The following is a 22,575-nucleotide window of genomic DNA, read 5'->3' as shown; positions in this document are numbered from 1 at the left end:
TCCCGAGGGCGGAGCGTAACACGCCGAAGTGAATCTTCTCGGCGTGTTACGCTTCGGAGGGGGAGGGCGCTTCGGAGGGGATTTGGTGGACAAAGGGAGGATTGAAGTTGATTAAAAAGCCTCAAAAAGTGCATAAAGTCCCAGCAAAAATAACGAATTAGTAACAGAGTGTTTATTTAAAGAGTAAACTGTAGGTAATGAAAGTAAATCCCAGATACTCTCACATCAGTACCGAAAATAACGTTAAAACAAAGTTTGCGGACTGTTTCACCTATTTAACCAAATGAGGAAACCAAAGGAGGTTCCCCCGAATGGAAGCAACAACCTACCAAGCTGGCGCGATGGTGATCTACCTCGTAGCTATGATCATGATTGGACTTTTCGCATACAACCGAACTAACGATCTTGATGACTACATGCTCGGTGGACGCCAACTCGGCCCAGGCGTAGCAGCACTTTCTGCCGGCGCATCAGACATGTCAGGCTGGCTCCTACTAGGACTACCCGGCGCCATCTATTCCGCTGGACTAATCGAAGGTTGGATCGCAGTGGGCCTAACCATCGGCGCATGGCTGAACTGGAAACTAGTAGCCCCCCGCTTACGCGCCTACTCCCAAGTATCTTCCAACTCGATTACCATCCCATCATTCCTTGGCTCCAGACTAAGAGACTCAACAAACCTAATCCGCATCGTCGCGGGTATTATCATCATGGTTTTCTTCACCTTCTACGTATCTTCCGGAATGGTATCCGGCGGCGTATTCTTCGAATCCTCCTTCGGAATGAACTACAACCTCGGCATGGTCCTGGTAGCTGGAATTACAGTTTTATACACTCTCGTAGGCGGATTCTTAGCAGTATCTTGGACTGACGTGGTCCAAGGCCTCATGATGTTAATCGCCCTGATCATGGTACCCATCGTCGGCATCATGCACGTGGGCGGTCCCGTAGAACTCTTCAACCAAATCAACTCAGTCAATGCAGACCTAACCTCCGTCCTCGGCCCCAGAGAAGCAGCTTTAGGAGCCACAATTTTCGGGATTATCTCAGCAATGGCTTGGGGCTTAGGCTACTTTGGACAGCCGCACATCATCGTGCGTTTCATGGCACTACGTTCGCCTGCAGAAGCCAAAGCGGCACGCCGTATCGGCATTGGCTGGATGCTCCTTTCCGTCCTCGGTGCCGGCACAACCGCCCTCGTCGGAATCGCGGTATACCGCCACGATACTGGCCAACTACCCAACCCAGAAGCAGTCTTCATCACCCTGGGGCAACTCCTGTTCCACCCGCTAATCGCCGGACTAATGCTCGCCGCCATCTTGGCAGCCATCATGTCAACCATCTCCTCCCAGCTGCTAGTAACATCATCAGCTATCGTCGAAGACATTTACAAAGCTTTCAGCAAGAAAGAACTTCGCGAAAATGATGGGATTCTCCTAGGGCGTATTGCAGTAGGTGGAGTTTCAGTCTTCGCAGCTTTCCTCGCCTGGGTAAGAAATGACACCATCCTATCACTGGTCGCATTTGCCTGGGCGGGCTTCGGAGCCTCCTTCGGCCCAACCGTCATACTGGCCCTATACTGGCGCAAACTCACCACCTGGGGAGCGATTGCCGGAATGGTCTCAGGCGCGGTAACTGTCGGTATCTGGCGGAGCCTCTCAGGAGGAATCTTCGAAATGTATGAAATCCTCCCCGGATTCATCATCAACTTCGCCGTAGCGATGATCGTTTCGATTCTCACCTGGCAGCCAAATGAAGAAATCGAAAGAGAATTCGACGAATCATTAGAACTAATGAAAAAGTAAAACCCTAAACCGTTTTATTACAAACAAACCGTTTTTATTTCAAAATCAACACTGAAGTTGAGGTGAAAACAAATTGAAAATCGGAGCGTAACACGCCGACATGAATAAGTTGGGAATGTTACGCTCCGATTTTCAGTCAGAAACGTCCACCTAGTGACCACTAAAAATCTCAGCCACGAAATAATAAGAATCTCAACACAAAGAACTGTAAAATAAAGGCTATTGCCAGTGTGGGTTCATTCCCAAGAATGGCCTTGGAAATCCAACCAATCTGAAAGGAACATCATGAGCGAGTCCAACGCAGCGCTTGCTAATTTCAAAGAAATTGCTGAACGCGCCCTATCACGAGCTCGACGCTGGGCAGATGCCTCTAACAAATACCCGATGGAACAAGCTGCCAAGCTACTCGCCAACGTGTTGGAAGCGCCCGGAGGCCTCGACTACACGGTAGCATTCGTAGACGGAGTCGTCCGACCTGAGGATAAAGAAGTAGCCGCAGAACACCTAGCAAAAATCGGAGCACAAAACCCAGAATTCCTCCCCTGGTACCTCCGCACTCCCGCACTGGTTGGTGGCGTCCTCGGAAAACACGTTCCTAAACTATCCGTACCAGCCGCCCGTAAAGTATTTGCCACGCTAGTTGGCGACCTGGTTGTAGACGTAACCGACGCAAAACTTGGGCCGGCAATCCAACGCCTCCGCGCCAACGGTAGCCGCCTAAACATGAACCTACTAGGCGAAGCAGTCCTGGGAGAAAAAGAAGCTGCCCGCCGCCTAAACGACACACTTAAACTCTTAAAACGTGACGATGTTGACTACGTATCATTAAAAGTATCCGCCGTAACCGGACCACACAACGCCTGGGGATACCAGCAGGTAGTTGACCACGCAGTAGAACAACTCCTCCCGCTCTACCAGTACGCCGCCGCCTCCGGAAAAAACAAGTTCATCAACCTGGACATGGAAGAATACCGTGATCTCAACATCACCATTGACGTATTCAAGAAAATCCTAGACCGGGAAGAACTCCTCGGATTAGAAGCCGGTATCGTCCTCCAAGCCTACCTGCCAGACACCCTGGACTCTATGAAAGACCTACAAGCCTGGGCGCGGCAACGACGCGCTCGCGGTGGTGCAGCCATTAAAGTTCGGGTTGTTAAGGGCGCCAACCTCGCCATGGAACGAGTCGATGCGCTCATGCACGGCTGGTCTTTAACCACCTGGGAATCGAAACAGGCAACAGACGCAAACTACCTGCGGATTCTTGATTGGTCGCTGCAACCAGAAAATATTGAAAACATTCGGATTGGCGTTGCCGGTCACAACCTGTTCACAGTAGCAACTGCCTGGGAAATGGCATTAGACCGCGGCGTAACTGCCGGCGTGGAAATTGAAATGCTCTCAGGCATGGCAACTCAGCAGGCGTCAGCTGTCCGTGAAGACATTGGCAGCCTTCTACTTTACGTTCCAGTGGTACACCCAGACGAATACGACGTGGCGATAGCCTACTTAGTGCGTCGTCTGGAGGAAAACTCAGCGGACGAAAACTTCATGGCGTCGATTTTCGATATCGGCACAAACGTAGCTTCTTTCGAAAAAGAAAAAGAACGTTTCTTAAACGCGGTGGAACAGTTAGAAACTGAAGGCGACTCCCGCGTCGGAGCAAACCGGAAACAAAATCGTCAGACGGAAACAACTGAGTCCCTCACCGCTGAGGTGCAAGACGAAAATGGGCAGTGGGTATTTGAAAATATTGCTGACTCTGACCCTTCTCTTGAAGCTAACTTAGCGTGGGCACAGCAGATCGCAGCCCGTATCCCAAGTTCTACTTTGGGGGTTGAAACTGCCCAGGAAGCTGAAATTAACAATGCTGAAGAACTGGACCAGTTCATTCGCAAGATTGAGCTGGGAGCCCGTACTTGGGCAGCTAAAACAGCTGCGGAGCGGGCAGATGTCCTGCACCGTGCCGGTGTGGAGATTGCGCGTCGCCGCGCAGATCTGATCGAGGTCGCCGGGTCTGAGCTTGGTAAGGGACTTGACCAAGCTGACGTGGAAGTATCAGAAGCAGCTGATTTTGCCCACTACTATGCAGAACAAGCCTTAGAACTAGAGAAAGTAAATGGGGCTAACTTCAAACCGGTGGGAATCACTTTGATTACCCCACCATGGAACTTCCCTTTGGCTATTCCTGCGGGCGGGGTATTGGCTGCTTTAGCAGCCGGTTCTGGTGTAATCCTTAAACCGGCTTCTGTTTCAAAACGTTGTGGTGCGGTGATTGCTGAATGTCTGTGGGCAGCTGGCGTACCTGCAGATGTTCTGGGATTAGTTAATGTTGGCGAACGTGAACTTGGTAAAGAACTGGTAACTGATAAGCGGGTTGAACGGGTAGTTCTCACCGGTGGTGCGGAAACAGCCGAGTTGTTCCGTTCTTGGGATCCGACTATGAAACTGATGGCAGAAACATCAGGGAAGAATTCGATTATCGTTACTCCATCAGCAGACTTAGATCTAGCTGTTAAAGATATTGTGAACTCGGCTTTCGGGCACGCCGGACAAAAGTGTTCTGCCTGTTCTAACGTAATTTTGGTGGGCTCGGCAGGTTTTTCTAAGCGTGTTCGCAATCAGCTAATTGACGCAGTTAAGTCTCTAAATATCGGTTGGGCAGATGATCTTTCAGTACAGATGGGGCCACTGTCTGTGAAACCGGGTGAGAAACTTATGCGCGGACTTACCACGCTGGAACCTGGACAACGTTGGGTGATTGAACCTAAGCAGTTGGATGAAACTGGTCGCTTGTGGAGCCCAGGGGTGCGTGCCGGAGTGGAAGCTGGTTCAGAGTTCCACTTGACTGAATATTTCGGTCCACTGCTGGGAATCATGCGGGTTGATACTTTAGAGGAAGCCATTTTCTTACAGAATATGACGGACTATGGTTTAACTGCAGGTTTGCATTCTTTGGATGCGGAAGAAATTAACCTTTGGTTAAATAATGTTGAAGCCGGTAACGTTTACGTGAACCGTGGGATTACCGGGGCAATTGTGCAGCGCCAACCATTTGGTGGTTGGAAGCGTTCAGTTGTTGGTGAGGGCGCTAAAGCAGGCGGCCCGAACTATCTGTTCGGATTTGGAACTTTCGAAAATACTCAGTTGGAACCAATCCCTGCTGGAGAGAGTGTTCAGTTAAAGTCTCAGTATGTTGGCTTACTTGAAGTAGCTAAAGAACATTTGGATGAGGAAGATTTCAATCATCTTTTGCAGGTCGTTAAGCATGATGCTTACGTTACCGCAAAGGTGTTCGATGAACTGCATGATCCAAGTGATATTCCTGTGGAACGTAATATTTTGCGTTACCTACCTGCGGAAACTACCGTCCGTTTTGGAAAGGACTCTACCAAGTTTGAAATCTTCCGTGTGCTGTCTGCCGGTTTGTCAGTAGGTGCTTTTGCTTTCTTCGCTGACGATAATGAAGCGTTTGCTCGTTTCTTAAATGGTGGCGGATTTGATGACGTGGCGTTAATCGTTTCTTCAAGCGACTACCTGCCAACGAATTTGGTGGCTTTGCTTAACAAGTTCGGAGTAGAGACAACTGTAGAAAACGAAGCTCAGTTCCAGCGTAGTTTGCTTGAAAATCACTATTTAGGTGAACGCGTTCGCCTAGTTGGTGAGAACGGGGATGCTTTGCGTCGAGCTGTGGGTGGTAGCATCGATATTGCTATTTTCGATGATCCGGTTACTGACGCTTCGAGAATTGAAATTCTCCCCTTCGTTCATGAACAGGCAGTTTCGATTACAAACCATCGTTTTGGTAATCGCACTCCACTTTCTGCTGAAGTTTTGGCAGACAGATGGGATACCGCAAACCTTGAAGTCTGAGAATAAAAGTTAGAAAGTAGTTTTGCTTTATAAGAAGTAAGCGCTCAACAATACGGAAGTGTCTTCACTGAAAGAGTGTTGTTTTCCAATAGCGGAGCGTAACACGCCGAAGACGTGCCCACCTGGGAAACCGGTGGGCACGTCTTTTCTGTAAAACAGCTGTATTTCCCCGTTAAGCTTCATGTCTAGGTGGGTTGAAAAATGGGTGCGGCGTGTTACGCTCCGAGAGGAGCGGAGGAAGATTAGTGATTAAATTGCTTGTTTCGTGCTGTTAGTAACCGGCTTTTGCCGGTTTTCTATGTGAAAGTCAGCGTATAAATGGGCGTTTTTGATTGAAATATGGGTATTCTAAAGTGCTTTATTTTGCAATCTTGGGACTGCTTTAGGGCGTATTTTCGTGAGTTGTACTCGGAGTGCTAATAAGCCCGACACAGAGAAACGAAAACGGAAATACATTTTAGGATTACTGTATTATCTCCGAGCCTAAATCGACGATTACCCAGCGGCCATCTTGATAACTTAAGAAAATGCGACGTAGGACTTTGTCTTGGGGGTGTTTTGAGAATGTCATCTTTTGTGAGTTAAAATATGTACTCGCAGGGAGCAGTGTTTCCATGCGGATTGAGTATTCGCCTGGGCCGCCGTCGGTTACTACTGCGTATCCGGTGACGGTAACTTCCGGAGCGTTTTCGAATTTGTACCAGGTGTCTGTTTCAGTTACTTTCTTAACACCGATAAGTTGGTCGCGGCACCATTCTGCTGTTGAGGTGCATACGGTTTCAAAATCTGCGTAGTCGCCGGTGCTGTATGCGTATAGTAATAGGTCCTCGAAGTAGATTGCTACTGCTTCGGCACCGTAAATACTATTTTCGTATCCGAGGGCGGGGTATTCCGGTTTAGGATATTGACCGGATTCGGGTGGTCGGGGAACTATTTTGGTGGCTTTGAAAACATTAGGGTCGTCGGTGGGGATTAATCCGTTTTCGTCTGCTGCGGGTTCGTTTTTCGCCTCTGTTTCACTGGGTTTGTTATCGCTTGTAGCTTGCGGAGCCTGTTCTGACGGAGTGGTATCGTTCGCACAAGCTACCAAAATAGGTGAAAGTATCATACTTACAACGAAGAGTAATAAGATCTTAAGGTTAGACATAACTTCTCCAAAACTAAAACTAGTGCTGCCGTTTCTTAAACACGGTGATAGGAAAAATCAGTTGAGATGTTAAATGGCAATCGATCGTCATTCTATTCTTTCTGAATCTACTGATACGATAACCCAGCGACCGTTTAAGAAGCTTAGGTTTATGTGACGTAAGAGTTTTTTGCTCGCGTATTTAGCAAGTTCCATTTTGGTGGTACTGAAATATGTGTATCCCCAGATCTGTGTTTCTATGCGGATTGAGTATTCGCCTTGATTATGCTCTTTTGGAACTTCTAGGTATCCGGTTGCAGTGACTGTGGGGGCTTTATTAAAACGGTACCAAATACTGCCTTTTGCTACTTTTTTAGCGCCCTCGATGTTATCTGCGCACCAGCTTGATCGGGTGCTACAAACAAGTTCTAAGTCTGTGGTGTCACCTGTGGAATATGCGTATGTAACGAGGTCTTCGACGTAGACTGCCACAGCTTTGGCACCATTAAGATTATTTTCATTTCCGAGGGCGGGGTATTCCGGTTTAGGATATTGATCGGATTCGGGTGGTCGGGGAACTATTTTGGTGGCTTTGAAAACATTAGGGTCGTCGGTGGGGATTAATCCGTTTTCGTCTGCTGCGGGTTTGTTTTTTGTCTCTGTTTCACTGGGTTTGTTATCGCTTGTAGCTTGCGGAGCCTGTTCTGACGGAGTAGTGTCGTTCGCACAAGCTACCAAAATAGGTGAAAGTATCATACTTACAACGAAGAGTAATAAGATCTTAAGGTTAGACATAACTTCTCCAAAACCATAAATATAAAGTAGATTTCTTATTCGATTATCTCCGAACCTACATCGACGATTACCCAGCGGCCATCTTGATAACTTAAGAAAACACGACGTAAAACCTTACCCTTCGGATACTTTGTCAAGGTCATCTTTTTTGAATTGAAATATGTGTAGTTAGGTAGGGTTGATTCCATGCGGATTGAGTATTCACCTGGACCGCCGTCGGTTACTACTGCGTATCCGGTGACGGTAACTTCCGGAGCATTTTCGAATTTGTACCAGGTGTCTGTTTCAGTCACTTTCTTAACGCCGAGAAGTTGTTCTCGGCACCATTCTGCTGTTGAAGTACATATTGCTTCGAAGTCTGTGGTATCGCCGGTGCTGTATGCGTGGACAACCATGTCTTCGAAGTAGATTGCTACTGCTTCGGCGCCGTAAATACTATTTTCGTATCCGAGGGCGGGGTATTCCGGTTTAGGGTACTGTGCTGATTCGGGTGGTCGGGGAACTATTTTGGTGGCTTTGAAAACATTAGGGTCGTCGGTGGGGATTAATCCGTTTTCGTCTGCTGCGGGTTCGTTTTTTGTCTCTGTTTCAGTGGGTTTGTTATCGCTTGTAGCCTGCGGAGCCTGTTCCTGCGAAGTAGTGTCGTTTGCACAAGCAGCCAGGGCAGGGGCAAACATTAAGCTGATAGCAATGAGTAAGGGGAGCTTACGAGTAGACATAACTTCTCCAAAACCATAAATATAAAGTAGATTTCTTATCCGATTATTTCCGAGCCTAAATCGACGATTACCCAGCGGCCATCTTGATAACTTAAGAAAATACGACGTAAGACTTTGCGATTAGGGTACTTGGTATATTTCATCTTTTTTGGATTGAATTTTGTGTAGTTAGGTAGGGTTGATTCCATGCGGATTGAGTATTCGCCTGGGCCGCCGTCGGTTACTACTGCGTATCCGGTGACGGTAACTTCCGGGGCGTTTTCGAACTTGTACCAGGTGTCTGTTTCAGTTACTTCTTTAACGCCGAGAAGTTGTTCTCGGCACCATTCTGCTGTTGAAGTACATATTGCTTCGAAGTCTGTGGTATCGCCGGTGCTGTATGCGTGGACAACCATGTCTTCGAAGTAGATTGCTACTGCTTCGGCGCCGTAAATACTATTTTCGTATCCGAGGGCAGGATACTCCGGTTTAGGGTACTGGGCTGATTCTGGTGGTCGGGGAACTATTTTAGTGGCTTTGAAAACATTAGGGTCGTCGGTGGGGATTAATCCGTTTTCATTGGCTGCGGGTTCGTTTTTTGTCTCTGTTTCAGCGGGTTTGTTATCGATTGTAGCTTGCGGAGCCTGTTCTGACGGAGTGGTGTCGTTTGCACAAGCAGTCAGGGCAGGGACAAATATCAGACTGAAAGCGATTAATAGATGTAGTTTCGGGGCAGACATGGGGACTCCATATAGATCTGATTGAGTTACGAAGCTATTGTGTAAGTTTTGTTATGAACACTTTTAGTCGCTAACTTACTCGTTAGTTTTTAACTTTACTTCCGTCTTATAGACTTCTAAATGCTGACTGGATTGAGTTTGGTGAGCATGTTTGAAAATGAAGGTCTGCCCAGCAATATTGAGCTCAGCGTTCCAACTTATGGTGACAGTAGGAGTGAAGTTTTTAGTTTGCTTGTACACGTGGGTGATTGTGTGCTTCGGATAGGGAGCACCTGGGTTAGTGTAAGTTCTATGTTGAGTTTGATCACCAAAGTTAAACGTGAATGAGGCTGCGTTCCAAGTTAGGGTTGCTGCCCCTAATTCTGTTTCGATAGTTTGTCTTTGAGTGGTATTGGTTAGATAGAAAATAGTTTCTACGTTTGTCAGCGTCCAACCTTTAGGAGGTTGAATATTTAACGGAGCTGGTTGCGGGGAAACATTCTCGATAGTTGTTAAAGCTACCTCAAGAGGATTGGGTTCAGAATGTACGGTTTCATCACTTGCCCCAGCTTCACCTTGAGAACCCTGTGTTTTAGCTGCCTTATGGCAGTGGTGGACCACAGGAACCGAACCTGCAATGGAACTACAACCGGGTGCGAGCGTATCGAATTCCGCTATCCCCGTAGAGTAGATTTCCATATACTTGCCGTTACCGTTATCTATAATGATTTTATCTATAGCGTTAATGTAAAAAGTGCCGTGTGGACTACGGAAAATATATTTTCCAACATAATAATCTTCGTGTTCAGTGTTTGCGTGGCCGGGAATAGTCTCAGAAAACAAGAAAATACTAATGAGAACAGTTGAGAAAAGTGCTTTACGAAGAAGGTTCTTAAAGCTCATGGTATGACCTCTGAGCCTAAATCGACGATTACCCAGCGGCCATCTTGATAACTTAAGAAAATATGACGTAGCACTTTGTCCTGGGGGTGTTTTGAGAATGTCATTTTTTGTGAGTTAAAATATGTACTTGCCGGGATTAATGTTTCCATGCGGATTGAGTATTCGCCTGGGCCGTCATCAGGTACTACTCCGTATCCGGTGACGGTAACTTCCGGAGCATTTTCGAACTTGTACCAGGTGTCTGTTTCAGTTACTTTCTTAACTCCTTTGAGCTGACGACGGCACCACTCTGCTGCGGAAGTACATATTGCTTCGAAGTCTGTGGTATCGCCGGTGCTATATGCGTGAACAACCATGTCTTCGAAGTAGATTGCTACTGCTTCGGCACCGTAAATACTATTTTCGTATCCGAGGGCGGGATACTCCGGTTTAGGGTACTGGGCTGATTCGGGTGGTCGGGGGAGTATTTTAGTGGCTTTGAAAACGTTTGGGTCGTCGGTGGGGATTAATCCGTTTTCGTCGGCTGCGGGTTCGTTTTTCGCCTCTGTTTCAGTGGGTTTGTTATCGCTCATAGCCTGCGGAGCCTGTTCTGACGGAGTGGTATCGTTCGCACAAGCAGCCAGGGCAGGGGCAAACATTAAGCTGATAGCAATGAGTAAGGGGAGCTTACGAGTAGACATAACTTCTCCAAAACCAAAATAGTTGTTTAGTTACATAGGCATACTGATTGAGGGGATAAACCTGTGGTGATGGAAAAGTCTCTGTTAGAACAATACCAAAAAATCAATCCTCAAAGTGCATAATCAATAGCCTGTGGATTACTCATTAGACAACCTTTGAATCTACTACAACGATTACCCAATCATCACCCAAAGATTGTTTTGTAAGTTTCTGCCAAACCGGAGACGTCTGCTTAAACGCCCTCGAGAAAGCTGGTTACACGATTTTTTGCAGGTCCCTAGTCGATTTCAAACCCTGGACGTTAAGTTGGCGACCATAGCAACCTAAGTGAATAACCGGTAGAATCTTGAAAGTAGAAACTCCATATTTCTGCACTGCAATTTAGCGAAAAGCTGAGCTGAAACGTAGTAAAAAATAATTTTGGTGAAAGCCAATCGGAGGAAAATAATATGCCAGCCGTGATTGTCGTAGGGTGCCAATGGGGGGACGAGGGCAAAGGAAAAGCCACCGACCAAATTGGAGCAGACGTAGACCTGGTAGTGAAATTTAATGGTGGAAACAACGCTGGACACACTGTTGTAGTTGATGGCGAAAAATATGCTCTGCATCTATTACCTGCCGGAATTCTCTCAACGGGGGTAACTCCGATTATTGGCAACGGAGTGGTAGTTGATTTGGAAGTACTTTTCCAAGAAATTGACGAATTGGAAGCTCGCGGGCAGGATACTTCTAAACTACGTCTTTCAGCGAATGCCCACCTGATCCCTTCGTATAATCGGATGATGGACCGGGTGACTGAGAAATTCCTCGGAAAACGTCAGTTAGGAACTACTGGCCGTGGGATTGGCCCTACTTATGCGGATAAGATGAATCGGATTGGCTTGCGAGTTCAGGATTTATTTGATGAGTCTATTTTGCGGCAGAAAATTGAAGGTGCTTTAACGAATAAGAACCATCTTTTCACGAAAGTTTTTAATAAGGCTGCGGTTGCGGTTGATGATATTGTGCAAGAGCTTTTAGCTTATGCTGAGCGGATCCGCCCTATGGTAGTGGACTGTTCTTTAGAGGTTAATAGTGCTTTAGATGAAGGCAAAGTTGTTCTTTTTGAAGCTGGTCAGGCAACTATGTTGGATATTGACCATGGTACTTATCCTTTTGTTACGTCATCTAACGCAACTGCGGGGGGTGCTTGTACTGGAGCTGGCGTGGGGCCAACTCGGATTGATGCGGTTGTGGGGGTGACTAAGGCTTACACTACTCGTGTGGGTGAGGGGCCGTTCCCTACCGAGTTGTTTGGTGACGAGGGCGAGGAATTGCGTGCTCGTGGAGGCGAATTTGGGGTGACTACTGGGCGTCCGCGGCGGACTGGTTGGTTTGATGCGGTGGTGGGTCGTTATGCGACTCGTGTGAATGGTTTGACTGATTTGGTGGTTACGAAGCTGGATGTTCTGACTGGTTATGAGCAGATTCCGGTTTGTGTGGCTTATGAGGTTGATGGCGTGCGTTTTGATGAGATGCCGATGGATCAGACTTCTTTCCACCATGCGAAACCGATTTATGAGTATTTGCCGGGTTGGAGTGAGGATATTTCGCAGGTGCGGGAGTTTTCGCAGTTGCCGGTTAATGCGCAGCGTTATATTGAGTTTTTGGAAGAGGTTTCTAAAGTGCGAGTTTCTGTCATTGGGGTGGGTCCTGGGCGGGAAGCTGCGATTGTGCGGCATGAGTTCTTGCGCTGAGTTTTGTGTGAAGTGAGGCAGCACCCTGTTTGGGTGCTGTTTTGCTTTTGCCGTGGGGTGCTGGATTTTTCCGAGGGCGGGGTATTAACCTGATTGATTTTGAGTCGGGTGGGGGTTTAATTTACCTTTCTTTTTTCGCGGAGCGTAACTCGCCGAGATGAATATCTACGGCGAGTTACGCTCCGAAAAATAGGCTATATTGATTTTGGGAATCATTTTCATTAAGGTGGGATAGTTAGAAACACTCGAACCCACAACCACGTACCGTATGTTGCACATGAAATCTAAACGCACCCTTTTAGGAAGTCTGCTCTTGGTGGCTAGTTTAACGACTAGTGCTTGTATGCAAACTGCGCTCCCGCAAAGAGATGACGGTGTCGTGGATGTGGTGACCTCTACTGCGATAGTTGCTGACCTGGTAGAGAACGTTACTAAAGGCAGAGCCCGAGTCACCTCGCTGATGCCCCCCGGAGCAGACCCGCACTCTTATGAGCCAACGCTACGAGACGTACGCAATATCGCTAACGCAGATATTGCTTTTACAAATGGGTTGCTGCTTGAGGACAATGCCTTCATGCGCACAATCGAAACCAACACTCGCCCCGAAACAGAAGTAATCCACCTGGCAGAAAATGCCAGCAGCTACGGAATAAACTACATTCCCCTGGTAGAAAATGTCAGCCTGGACACTATCTGGCTTGGGCTGCGAGTACGCGGAAATGGCGCAAACCTGGGCGCAAACAAGCAAACAGACGTGAAATTAAGTGCCACCGGGATGCGCGTAAATCAAATAACTTCTGAAAACTCTGTGGGAGCGGAAGAAAAACCTGCGCCCACTATGCAAAAACCTCAAATGGCGGGCTTTCTAACTTCTACCTTCGGGCAAGCTGAAATCTACTTCAACTCAAAAGACGGATTTCAAGCAAACGACAACTACAAAAATGACACCGCTATCTTACCGGCAGATGCGCACACTCATATGAGCTGGGCTTTTAGTGCTCCGGGAATCTACCAGGTTGATTTTAAGGCAGAACTTTCTGCTGACGCCCTCGGGAAAACGAAAACTATCGGCAGTGCCACCGTAACTTTCGCGGTGGGAGTTAATGCGCACGGTATCCCAGGAAAAACCACGGTTTTAGACCACGGGCACCAAGATATTACTGTGAATTTGGAGCAGGGAAGAATAGTTATCGAGGGTGACTCAACCGACCAACAAGCCGGTATACCACATTCTTCTGCGGCCACCTACGACCCCGAAACCACTGTAATAGCCGTACCAAACAAATCCCTACAACGCATCCCCGGCGAACCCCAATTCCGTTTTCTTGGAAAAGCCGGCGAAGAAACCTACCTACTTCCCCAAGCAGTCCTGGGCAAACACGTCCACGGAGAAATAGACCCACACCTGTGGCATAACGTCTCAAACGTGATCGCATACGTAGAACTAATCCGCGACGAACTAATCAAAAAAGACCCAGCCGGCGCACGAATCTACTCAGAAAACGCGCAAGCCTACATCGTGGAACTAAATGAGCTGGACACCTATATGCGCGAAAAAATCACCGACATTCCACCACAAAACCGCCATTTAGTAACCACCCATGACGGCTACGGTTACCTGGGGGCAGCCTACAACCTGCATATCGCAGGTTTCGTTACCCCAAACCCAGCAATTGAACCGTCCGCACGCGACCTGATAGCCCTAACCAGGACGCTCCAAAACCTACAGGTTAAAGCAGTCTTTTTAGAACCAAACCTAAGTATGCGCGCAAATAACCTAACCCAAGTTGCGCAGCGTTTAGACGTACAAATCTGCACAATTTACGGAGACACTTTCGACGAAAAAGTCGATTCATACATTAAACTTATGCGTTTTAACGCAGACAGTCTGCACCAGTGTTTAACGGGAAATGAGGGAAAATAATGAAGTTCTGGCAAAAGCTCAGCCTCGCTTTGATAGTCGGCTTGATTTTCAACGCAGGCCCGGCATTGGCAACTGTGAAAGATCCCAACTTGGATCAAACCGTCACCGATTCGGAAATGGTAGCCCCCGCCGGGCAACAGACCACTTTGGGTGCCGGACACATTGATTTAGGCCCCATTTTCCAGCCCAGTGACGCGAATAAGCTGGAGTTTATGGCGCGTGATGACACTTCGGAATCCCCGGTTTGGCGGCAGTTAAGTGACGTGGTTTTCACCGTTGGGCAGCCGGCTGAACAGGTACTTCCCGAGGGCGGTGCATACGACTTCACTGGGAAAAAAGCAGGTGAAACCGTGTGGGCACTACCGCAAACTCAAGTTGCAAACGTCCCTTGGCTGGGGTGGAATACCCAGTCACCAAAAGTAGTGGAAACTTTCGACCGGGGAATCACCTTCGAGTATTTAGGACACCAAGGACCCGGACAGTTCACAGTTTTTCTACAAGCCGGCGGGTTTGGTGAACCACAGGTACTTTGGACTTCCGCAAAAGCTGAAACTCAAGCGATTTGGGTCGATTTATTGACTCATACTCACGCAAACTGGGTGTTTACCGAGCCTGGAGTGCATTTGGTGAAACTACGCGTAAAAGGAACTACAAAAGATGGACGCGAACTACAGGCAGACGGAGTTTTACGTTTCGCAGTCGGAGAAACTGAAACAGCTTCAGCTTTTTCTGCCCAGTGGGACGAAACAAAAGAGCTGGCAGCAGCGGGTGAACAGTCGAATACGCAACCAGGTTCCCCAGCCGAGGGCGTAAAAATCGACCACGCGTTAGAAACGTCCTCAATCGTAAATAATGTAGTCTACGGCTCACTAATCGTGGGAGCAATCATATTAGCGTTGATTATGTTCTTCTTAATCCGCGGTAAAAAAGCTCAAAAAGCTGCTATTTCAGCCAGTTCCGTAAAAGAAACTAGCTTCAATAGCGCCCTCGGTGAAGAAACTGCAGCTGATTTTGCACCAACTGCGGATCCCGCTCAGAAGGAAAGCCAATCATGACTTACGCTTTAGAAGTTGCGGAGGTAAACACTGACCTGGGGAAACGCAACGTCTTAAATGAGGTGACTTTCACCGTTGAAAAAGGTAGCTTCGTGGGGCTAATTGGGCCAAACGGCGCCGGAAAAACAACTTTACTGCGTTCCATCTTAGGATTAATCCCCGTTCGCAGCGGACAAATTAAAGTAAATGGTTTAACCGGAAATAAAGCCTTAGATCTGATCGGCTACGTCCCCCAAAGACACGAGTTCGCGTGGGATTTTCCCATTGACGTGCAAGGAGTCGTGATGACTGGGCGGACTCGGCAAATCGGTTGGCTGCGGCAACCGAAAACAACTGACTATGAGGCGGTATTTAACGCCCTCGAAAAAGTTAAAATGGCTGACTTGGCGCGCCGGCCGGTAGGGGAGCTGTCAGGAGGGCAGCGGCAACGAGTTCTCTTAGCGAGGGCGCTGGCAACCAACCCGGCTATCTTGCTGTTAGATGAGCCATTCACAGGACTGGATATGCCCAGCCAAGAACTGCTATTAGAACTTTTCGAAGCCCTTGCAAACGAAGGTACGTCATTGCTGATGAGCACTCACGATTTGGGGTCAGCAATCGATGTCTGCCACCGGCTGATCCTTCTAAACAAAACTGTAATTGCCACTGGAACCGGAGCAGAACTGGCTGACCCGCACCTTTGGATGCAAACTTTTTCCGTTAAAGCCGGATCCCCCCTATTGCGTACTGTGGGAGTAAAAGCATGATTTCGATTTGGGATTTTTTCCAAGACCTCACTAACCCCGCCCTCGCTTTCCTCCCTAAGGCGCTGCTAATCGCCGTAATGTCCGCAACCGTTTGCGGTGTGGTAGGCGCCCACGTAGTGTTACGCGGAATGGCATTTATTGGTGACGCGGTGGCACACGCGGTTTTCCCAGGGATTGCGATTGCTTTTGTCCTGCAAGGCTCCATGCTTTTAGGGGGGGCGGTTGCCGGAGTAATTATCGCCGTTTTGGTGACATTAGTCAGTCAAAACCGGCGAGTTAAAGAAGATACGGTGATTGGCATTTTCTTTGCATTTGCGTTTGCTTTGGGGCTGATTATCATTAGTCAAACTCGTGGTTACACGGCTTCGCTCACATCTTTCCTCTTTGGGTCTATCACCGGCGTACCTGATTCGGACATTGTTTTAGTTGCCGTGGTGGGTTTCGTGGTGATTGCGGTACTTTTAATGCTGCACAAAGAACTGGTGACTGTTTCGTTGGATCGGGAAACTGCGCGAGCACAGCGGCTTCCGGTTCTTTGGCTGGACCTGGTGCTTTATTTAATGGTTACTGCTGCGGTGGTTATTTCGGTGCGTACGATTGGAAATATCTTGGTTTTAGCGCTTTTAGTGACACCGGCTGCGGCGGCGCGAATGCTAACTGACCGTCTGGGAGTTATGATGGCGCTTTCGGCAGTGATTGGTGGGGTGGCTTCTTTCTTAGGGCTTTACCTTTCTTGGTCACTTGATGTTCCCACGGGTGCGATGATTGTGATGGTAGTGACCGCGAGTTTTTTCCTTGCTTGGCTTTTTTCACCCAAACAAGGGCTTTTGGTGTGGTTGCATAATCGTCAAAGCGAGTCCGCCTGAGATTTTTCGTAAGCTGAGACAAGGGACTGTCTTGCGGGAGCTTGTTGTGCTGGGAAATTGTTGTGCTGAGATAGCGGCAGTGTTAAGGGAAATAATGCTGAAATTTCGGTAAACCGAAAAATATCCAAAAATCTAAAAAATAATGGGACTTCCCGCCTGGAAATTCTCCGGTCTAATAGGTGATAATTAAGAACGTGACTAACCGTGGAAGAACACGGGGAGGACAAGAACCATTGGGTGCAAAAAGCATCCAGGAAGTTAAACTAAGCCGCAGGAGGCGAAAGTATGACCGTAACGCTAGAGGACATCAAAGCAGTTGCTCCGTCCAATGCACCAGCAGACGTAATTGAATGGGTTGCAAAGATTGCAGAACTAACTACCCCAGATCGCGTCGAATTCTCTGATGGCTCACAGGAAGAATGGGACCGCCTCACCAACCTAATGGTTGAAAGTGGTATGTTCACCAAGCTGAACGAAGAAAAGCGCCCTAACTCTTTCTTGGCTCGCTCCAAGCCATCTGACGTAGCTCGCGTTGAATCCCGTACCTTCATCTGCTCCGAAAAGGAAGAAGATGCAGGCCCAACCAACCACTGGGCAGATCCAAAAGAAATGAAGGAAACCCTGAACCGCGTATTCGCAGGTTCCATGAAGGGACGTACCATGTACGTTATTCCTTTCTCCATGGGTCCTTTGGGTGGTCCAATCTCCCAGCTCGGTATTGAAATCACCGACTCCCCATACGTTGTTTGCAACATGCGTATCATGACCCGCATGGGTTCTGCTGCTATGGATCTCATTAACGAAGGTGCAACCTGGGTTCCTGCAGTACACTCCGTGGGTGTTCCATTGGCTGAAGGCGAAGTTGATGACAACTGGCCATGCAACGATGAAAAGTACATCACTCACTTCCCTGAGACCAACGAAATCTGGTCCTTCGGATCCGGATACGGCGGTAACGCTCTGCTAGGTAAGAAGTGCTTCGCTTTGCGTATTGCTTCCACCATGGCACGTCGTGACGGCTGGATGGCAGAACACATGCTCATCCTGCGTCTGACCGAAGAAAAGACCGGCAAGCAGTTCCACGTAACCGCAGCATTCCCATCCGCTTGTGGTAAGACCAACCTGGCTATGTTGGAACCAACCATCCCAGGCTACAAGGTTGAAACCGTTGGTGACGATATCGCTTGGATGCGTCCAGGACCAGACGGACGCCTATACGCAATCAACCCAGAAGCAGGCTTCTTCGGTGTTGCTCCAGGTACCTCTTACTCCACCAACCCAATGGCAATGGAAACCATGAAGGCTAACTCCATTTTCACCAACGTTGCACTAACCGACGACGGTGACGTTTGGTGGGAAGGCATTGACGGAGAAACCCCAGCTCACCTGATTGACTGGCACGGCAATGACTGGACTCCAGAATCTGGCGAAAAGGCAGCACACCCTAACTCCCGCTTCACCGTTCCAGCTTCTCAGTGCCCAATCATCTGCGAAGACTGGGAAGCACCTCAGGGTGTTGCAGTTGATGCGATCTTGTTCGGTGGCCGTCGCGCTACCAACGTTCCACTGGTAGCAGAAGCATACTCCGCTAACCACGGTGTATTCATCGGCGCTTCCGTAGCTTCTGAAGTAACCGCTGCAGCAACCGACGTGAAGGCAGGCTCCCTGCGTCACGACCCATTCGCAATGCTCCCATTCTGTGGTTACCACATGGCTGACTACTGGGGTCACTGGATTGAAATGGCTGCTAAGCTGGGCGACAAGTTCCCGAAGATCTACCAGGTTAACTGGTTCCGTAAGGACGAAGACGGTAACTGGCTGTGGCCAGGATACGGCGAGAACTCCCGTGTTCTAGACTGGATCGTTCGTCGCGCTGCTGGTGAAGTTGAAGCTATCGACGGTGTAACCGGTCGTTACCCCAAGTTCGAAGACTTCAACTTGGAAGGCTTGGACTTCTCTGAAGAAACCTGGAAGAAGCTATTCTACATTTGCCCAGACGCTTGGGCAGCTGAGATGGACGAAACTGAAGAATACTTCAAGCAGTTCGGTGACAAGCTTCCTGCTGAAATCACCGAAGAACTAGCTAAGTTCCGCGCTCGTATCGCAGAAACTAAGTAAGTTATTTTCTGAAGTTTTAGTTTCAGATATTCATAAAAGAGGAAGGGTTCCCGCGAGGGGGCCCTTCCTCTTTTATTAGGATTCGGCTTTATAGTTCATTTAGTTTTATTTCCGGTTATATGGCGGCGTAATCAATGACATTTCCAAGGGCGCTGCCTTCCACCCCCCGGAGCGTAACACGCAGAGTTAATTTAAAAACTAGCAAAGCGTAACACGCCGTGATGACTCGCTTAGTTCCACTAAGCTCATCACTGCGGCGTGTTACGCTCCGGGGAGGGGGACAGAATCATCACGGCGTGTTACGCTCCGGGGAGAAGAGAGGGGGAAATTCACAGAAAATCTGGGGGATGTTTGCTTAAACAATATTTTGCTATTATAAGAACACAAATAATGCAACATAAATCAGAGCAGGATTCACAATGCAGATTCTTTTTAAGCAAAAGACCCAAGCATTGAAAGCCGTGGCATTTTTTGCTTTAACTACACTTCTTTTCGGGGGAACAATCATGTCCCCCGCACAGGCTGCTGAAACCGCCTACCCTAAAACCAGTCCGCTCAGCTCTGAAAATCTCAAACAAAAACCCGCGATAGAGCCCCTAGCGAAACCAAGCGAAAGAGTTATCGCTTCCCTTAAACCGCTCAGCATCCCAGTTTTTGTATACGATAACGCGAAGTTCAAGAAAACCAATGACGCAGACTTCGCCGTACAGGTCAGCCTAGCTAAAGAATCCCCACAAGACGGAATAATCGGGCTTCCAGATAAACTTATCGCCAACCAAAAAGGAACCTTTTCATTCCCAATCCTGGACTTCACTAAACCAGGTACCTACAAACTCATCTACCGGCAAATTCCTCAGGCTGAAAAATACGTCAGCTATGACGAAACCATAATTGAACAAACTATCGTCATCGCCCCGCAAAATGAAGCCGCGAATAGATTCACGGTTAGTTCTACCTACACCAAAGCAGGAAAGAAAATAAATTCCCCCCGCTTTGAAAATCAATACTCCACAGATATTGAAAACTACCGTTGGCAAACCCATCTTATCGGCAAACTGAACCTGACTGATGGGCAGCAAAACCAGCCGATTCCAGCTGATAAATTCCAAGTAAAAGTAGAGGCTTCCTCCCAAAATCCCCAAGTAATTAACGGATCAATCCAGTCTGCGATCATAAACGAAGACCCCATCTCAATCGGCGTAGATGGGCAGATCGATCTGGGCAAATGGCAATTTAACCAGCCCGGCACCTATCAGTTCACAGTAAAACAAATCCCCGCCAATGACGCGAACATAAAATACGACAGTGAACCCGTGCAACTCACAGTACAGGTAGCCAGACCAGCAGAAACTCCATCAGAAGCAACTAAAGATGACGAAGGCTACCTGCTGGTTAGCCCACAGGTGCAGATCAGCAAAGCCGGTAAACCAGCTACCCAAGTTGAGTTCACAAACCAAGTTACTTCAACTAACCCAACTCCAACCTACGTCACCAAAGTTGAAGTGCAGACGATTCCCTTCACCACCATTGAAGAAAACGACCCCGAAACCTACGTAGGTAACGATACGGTAGTAGCTGCCGGTGTTAACGGGAAAAAAGAAGTAACTTTGAAACAACGCTACCTAAACGGCGAACCAGTTGGTGAACCCGAAGTAGTTTCTGAAACAATCATTCAAAAAATGGAACCCCGCGTCATTCGGCGCGGAACCAAACCATTATTACTAACAAATGAAGTTGTTAGCGTAGCAGTTGAAACTATTCCCGTGGAAACAGTTTACGAAGATGACACCACACTGGGAAGCGGGCAGGTGCTAGTTCTTTTCGAGGGCGCTCCCGGAACGGTAGAGATCCGGACAGTACAAAACTACCTGGGGAACGTTCCATACGGAGAACTACAGGTAGTGCGTACCATTGTAAAACCTATGATCCCCACGGTGATTCGCCGCGGCGTAAAAATTGAATCCGCCCTTAAAGGAAATAATCAACTACTTCCAGAAAATGCGCTTTTAGCGAAAAAAACTGAAGCCGGGATTCAAGAAACAGAACTCACCGCAACGGGAGAAACTGTAGAGGCAGCAAGTTCTAGCCAGCTGGGGGTTTACGTAATTTCAAAGCCCTCAATCCCTAAAGCAGCAGAAGCAGGATCTACCGCTAGTATCGAAAAGAAAAAGCGGAAACAAGTTGTGATTCCAGAGAAGAAACCTGCAAACGGAAATAAGAAGCACAAAAAAGATGTTCCCCAACTGGTTGTTGCCACTGCGGAAGCGCCTTTAGTAAATACCGGATCGCAGATAGTTGGATTACTAATTGTCACTACGGTTACTGCCCTGGGGGGAGTTACTCTGCTTACCTTAAGACTGTTCCGCAAACGTCTACCAAAACCATAAAGCGAAGAAAATACCGGTAACTTAAGCAGAGTTTATCGTATTGAAATAAAACGGTTCGATAACTGGACAGGTAACGCAAGCAAAATCGAAATTACTTACCCTATAAGTAAGTAGTTCACCAACTACTTTTAATGTAAACGTCCCCGCTAAATCCACCCCAACGAGGAGTAAAACATGGGTCGTATCATCGTTGAAGTAATGCCAAAACCAGAAATTCTCGATCCCCAAGGTAAAGCGGTAATGAGCGTCCTCCCACGTGTGGGTGCAACAGCTTTCACTTCCGTTCGCCAAGGCAAATGCTTCTACCTTGATGTTGCCGGTGCTGTTACCGAAACACACTTAGAACAAGCTCGTCACGCTGCAGAAGAACTACTTGCTAACCCAAATATTGAAGCAGTTGTCCGCGTTGAGGTTGCGGAGGAAAAACAGTGACTCGCGTAGGCGTAGTAACCTTTCCCGGAACCCTAGATGATCAAGACGCTTCCCGCGCAGTCCGCCAAGCCGGAGCTGAACCCATCCAACTTTGGCACAAAGACCCCGACCTTCACGGAGTAGACGCAGTAGTCCTAGCCGGCGGATTCTCTTACGGAGACTACCTGCGTTGCGGAGCAATTGCCCGATTTTCTCCAGTAATGGACACGCTTATCGCAGAAGCAAATAAAGGGCTTCCCGTTCTGGGAATCTGTAATGGCTTCCAAATCCTATGTGAAGCAAACCTATTACCCGGAGCTTTAATCCGCAACAACCACCAGAAATTTATTTGCAGAGACCAGAAATTGCGAGTTGAAAATAATCAAACCGCCTGGTCAAATCTTTTTACAGTTGGTGAAGAAATCACTATCCCCCTCAAAAATGGGGAAGGCTGCTATGTTGCAGACGATGAACTGCTAGCTCGTTTAGAAGGCGAAGGACAGGTAGTTTTCCGCTACGTAGATTTCAATCCGAACGGCTCCTTACAAGACATAGCTGGAATCTCAAATGCCGCTGGAAATATCGTTGGCTTAATGCCACACCCAGAACACGCTGTAGAAACAGGATTTGGTCCCCAAACAGCAAATCAAGCGCATGGCGGAATAGACGGCCTGCGGATTTTCCAATCTGCGCTTAGCTCCCTCTTAAGCTAACCAACGTCTGTTTAGAAAA

The 22,575-nt window shown here is 48.0% G+C and carries 17 protein-coding genes; 11 read left to right on the top strand and 6 right to left on the bottom strand.

Annotation, left to right across the window (positions count from 1 at the left end; translation table 11 throughout):
• The first annotated feature begins 311 nt into the window (after nucleotides 1-311).
• Nucleotides 312-1,805 carry a sodium/proline symporter PutP gene (gene putP / locus NXS08_RS06030; RefSeq protein WP_259138472.1) on the top strand — a complete coding sequence of 498 codons (1,494 nt, stop codon included), beginning with the start codon at nucleotides 312-314 and terminating at the stop codon, nucleotides 1,803-1,805.
• Between the two features lie 285 nt (nucleotides 1,806-2,090).
• A complete protein-coding gene (locus tag NXS08_RS06025) occupies nucleotides 2,091-5,678 on the top strand; it encodes a bifunctional proline dehydrogenase/L-glutamate gamma-semialdehyde dehydrogenase (protein ID WP_259138471.1) in 3,588 nt (1,195 codons plus the stop codon).
• 463 nt (nucleotides 5,679-6,141) lie between these two features.
• Here NXS08_RS06025 and NXS08_RS06020 read toward each other — a convergent pair whose 3' ends face one another.
• The 6 genes from NXS08_RS06020 to NXS08_RS05995 form a co-directional block, all read right to left on the bottom strand.
• Nucleotides 6,142-6,825 carry a DUF6318 family protein gene (locus tag NXS08_RS06020; protein ID WP_259138470.1) on the bottom strand — a complete coding sequence of 228 codons (684 nt, stop codon included), beginning with the start codon at nucleotides 6,823-6,825 and terminating at the stop codon, nucleotides 6,142-6,144.
• 87 nt (nucleotides 6,826-6,912) lie between these two features.
• Nucleotides 6,913-7,599 (bottom strand): DUF6318 family protein, encoded by a 687-nt coding sequence (locus NXS08_RS06015; RefSeq protein ID WP_259138469.1) that lies wholly within the window; start codon nucleotides 7,597-7,599, stop codon nucleotides 6,913-6,915.
• 35 nt (nucleotides 7,600-7,634) lie between these two features.
• Nucleotides 7,635-8,318, bottom strand: coding sequence for a DUF6318 family protein (locus NXS08_RS06010; protein ID WP_259138468.1), 684 nt, complete (start codon nucleotides 8,316-8,318; stop codon nucleotides 7,635-7,637).
• A gap of 35 nt (nucleotides 8,319-8,353) precedes the next feature.
• A complete protein-coding gene (locus NXS08_RS06005) occupies nucleotides 8,354-9,037 on the bottom strand; it encodes a DUF6318 family protein (RefSeq protein WP_259138467.1) in 684 nt (227 codons plus the stop codon).
• Between the two features lie 75 nt (nucleotides 9,038-9,112).
• Complete coding sequence (locus NXS08_RS06000; RefSeq protein ID WP_259138465.1) at nucleotides 9,113-9,919, bottom strand: hypothetical protein; 807 nt, start codon at nucleotides 9,917-9,919, stop codon at nucleotides 9,113-9,115.
• Nucleotides 9,916-10,599 carry a DUF6318 family protein gene (locus NXS08_RS05995; RefSeq protein ID WP_259138463.1) on the bottom strand — a complete coding sequence of 228 codons (684 nt, stop codon included), beginning with the start codon at nucleotides 10,597-10,599 and terminating at the stop codon, nucleotides 9,916-9,918. Before NXS08_RS05995 ends, NXS08_RS06000 begins: the two co-directional genes overlap by 4 nt.
• 450 nt (nucleotides 10,600-11,049) lie before the next feature.
• Here NXS08_RS05995 and NXS08_RS05990 point away from each other — a divergent pair, with 450 nt between their 5' ends.
• The 9 genes from NXS08_RS05990 (at nucleotide 11,050) to purQ (ending at nucleotide 22,556) form a co-directional block, all read left to right on the top strand.
• A complete protein-coding gene (locus NXS08_RS05990) occupies nucleotides 11,050-12,336 on the top strand; it encodes an adenylosuccinate synthase (protein WP_259138461.1) in 1,287 nt (428 codons plus the stop codon).
• A gap of 343 nt (nucleotides 12,337-12,679) precedes the next feature.
• Nucleotides 12,680-14,260, top strand: coding sequence for an anchored repeat ABC transporter, substrate-binding protein (locus NXS08_RS05985; RefSeq protein WP_259138458.1), 1,581 nt, complete (start codon nucleotides 12,680-12,682; stop codon nucleotides 14,258-14,260).
• On the top strand, nucleotides 14,260-15,315 hold the full coding sequence (locus NXS08_RS05980; RefSeq protein WP_259138455.1) for a choice-of-anchor M domain-containing protein: 1,056 nt from the start codon (nucleotides 14,260-14,262) through the stop codon (nucleotides 15,313-15,315). Before NXS08_RS05985 ends, NXS08_RS05980 begins: the two co-directional genes overlap by 1 nt.
• A complete protein-coding gene (locus NXS08_RS05975) occupies nucleotides 15,312-16,061 on the top strand; it encodes an anchored repeat-type ABC transporter ATP-binding subunit (protein WP_259138452.1) in 750 nt (249 codons plus the stop codon). The genes NXS08_RS05980 and NXS08_RS05975 overlap by 4 nt, the downstream gene beginning before the upstream one ends.
• Nucleotides 16,058-16,927 (top strand): anchored repeat-type ABC transporter permease subunit, encoded by an 870-nt coding sequence (locus NXS08_RS05970; protein ID WP_259138449.1) that lies wholly within the window; start codon nucleotides 16,058-16,060, stop codon nucleotides 16,925-16,927. The genes NXS08_RS05975 and NXS08_RS05970 overlap by 4 nt, the downstream gene beginning before the upstream one ends.
• A 285-nt stretch (nucleotides 16,928-17,212) precedes the next feature.
• The gene (locus NXS08_RS05965) at nucleotides 17,213-19,045 is read left to right on the top strand and encodes a phosphoenolpyruvate carboxykinase (GTP) (protein ID WP_259138446.1); all 1,833 of its coding nucleotides are present in this window, start codon (nucleotides 17,213-17,215) and stop codon (nucleotides 19,043-19,045) included.
• Between the two features lie 419 nt (nucleotides 19,046-19,464).
• A complete protein-coding gene (locus NXS08_RS05960; protein WP_259138443.1) occupies nucleotides 19,465-21,432 on the top strand; it encodes a G5 domain-containing protein in 1,968 nt (655 codons plus the stop codon).
• A gap of 174 nt (nucleotides 21,433-21,606) precedes the next feature.
• The gene (locus NXS08_RS05955) at nucleotides 21,607-21,864 is read left to right on the top strand and encodes a phosphoribosylformylglycinamidine synthase subunit PurS (protein WP_259138440.1); all 258 of its coding nucleotides are present in this window, start codon (nucleotides 21,607-21,609) and stop codon (nucleotides 21,862-21,864) included.
• Nucleotides 21,861-22,556 carry a phosphoribosylformylglycinamidine synthase subunit PurQ gene (gene purQ / locus NXS08_RS05950; RefSeq protein ID WP_259138437.1) on the top strand — a complete coding sequence of 232 codons (696 nt, stop codon included), beginning with the start codon at nucleotides 21,861-21,863 and terminating at the stop codon, nucleotides 22,554-22,556. Before NXS08_RS05955 ends, purQ begins: the two co-directional genes overlap by 4 nt.
• The last annotated feature ends 19 nt before the right edge of the window (nucleotides 22,557-22,575 follow it).

It is taken from the genome of Gleimia sp. 6138-11-ORH1 (assembly GCF_024814355.1).
In the GTDB taxonomy this organism is placed as follows: Bacteria; Actinomycetota; Actinomycetes; order Actinomycetales; family Actinomycetaceae; genus Gleimia.
Note: the sequence above shows the minus strand (reverse complement) of the source record. Positions and strands in the feature narration are given on the sequence as shown.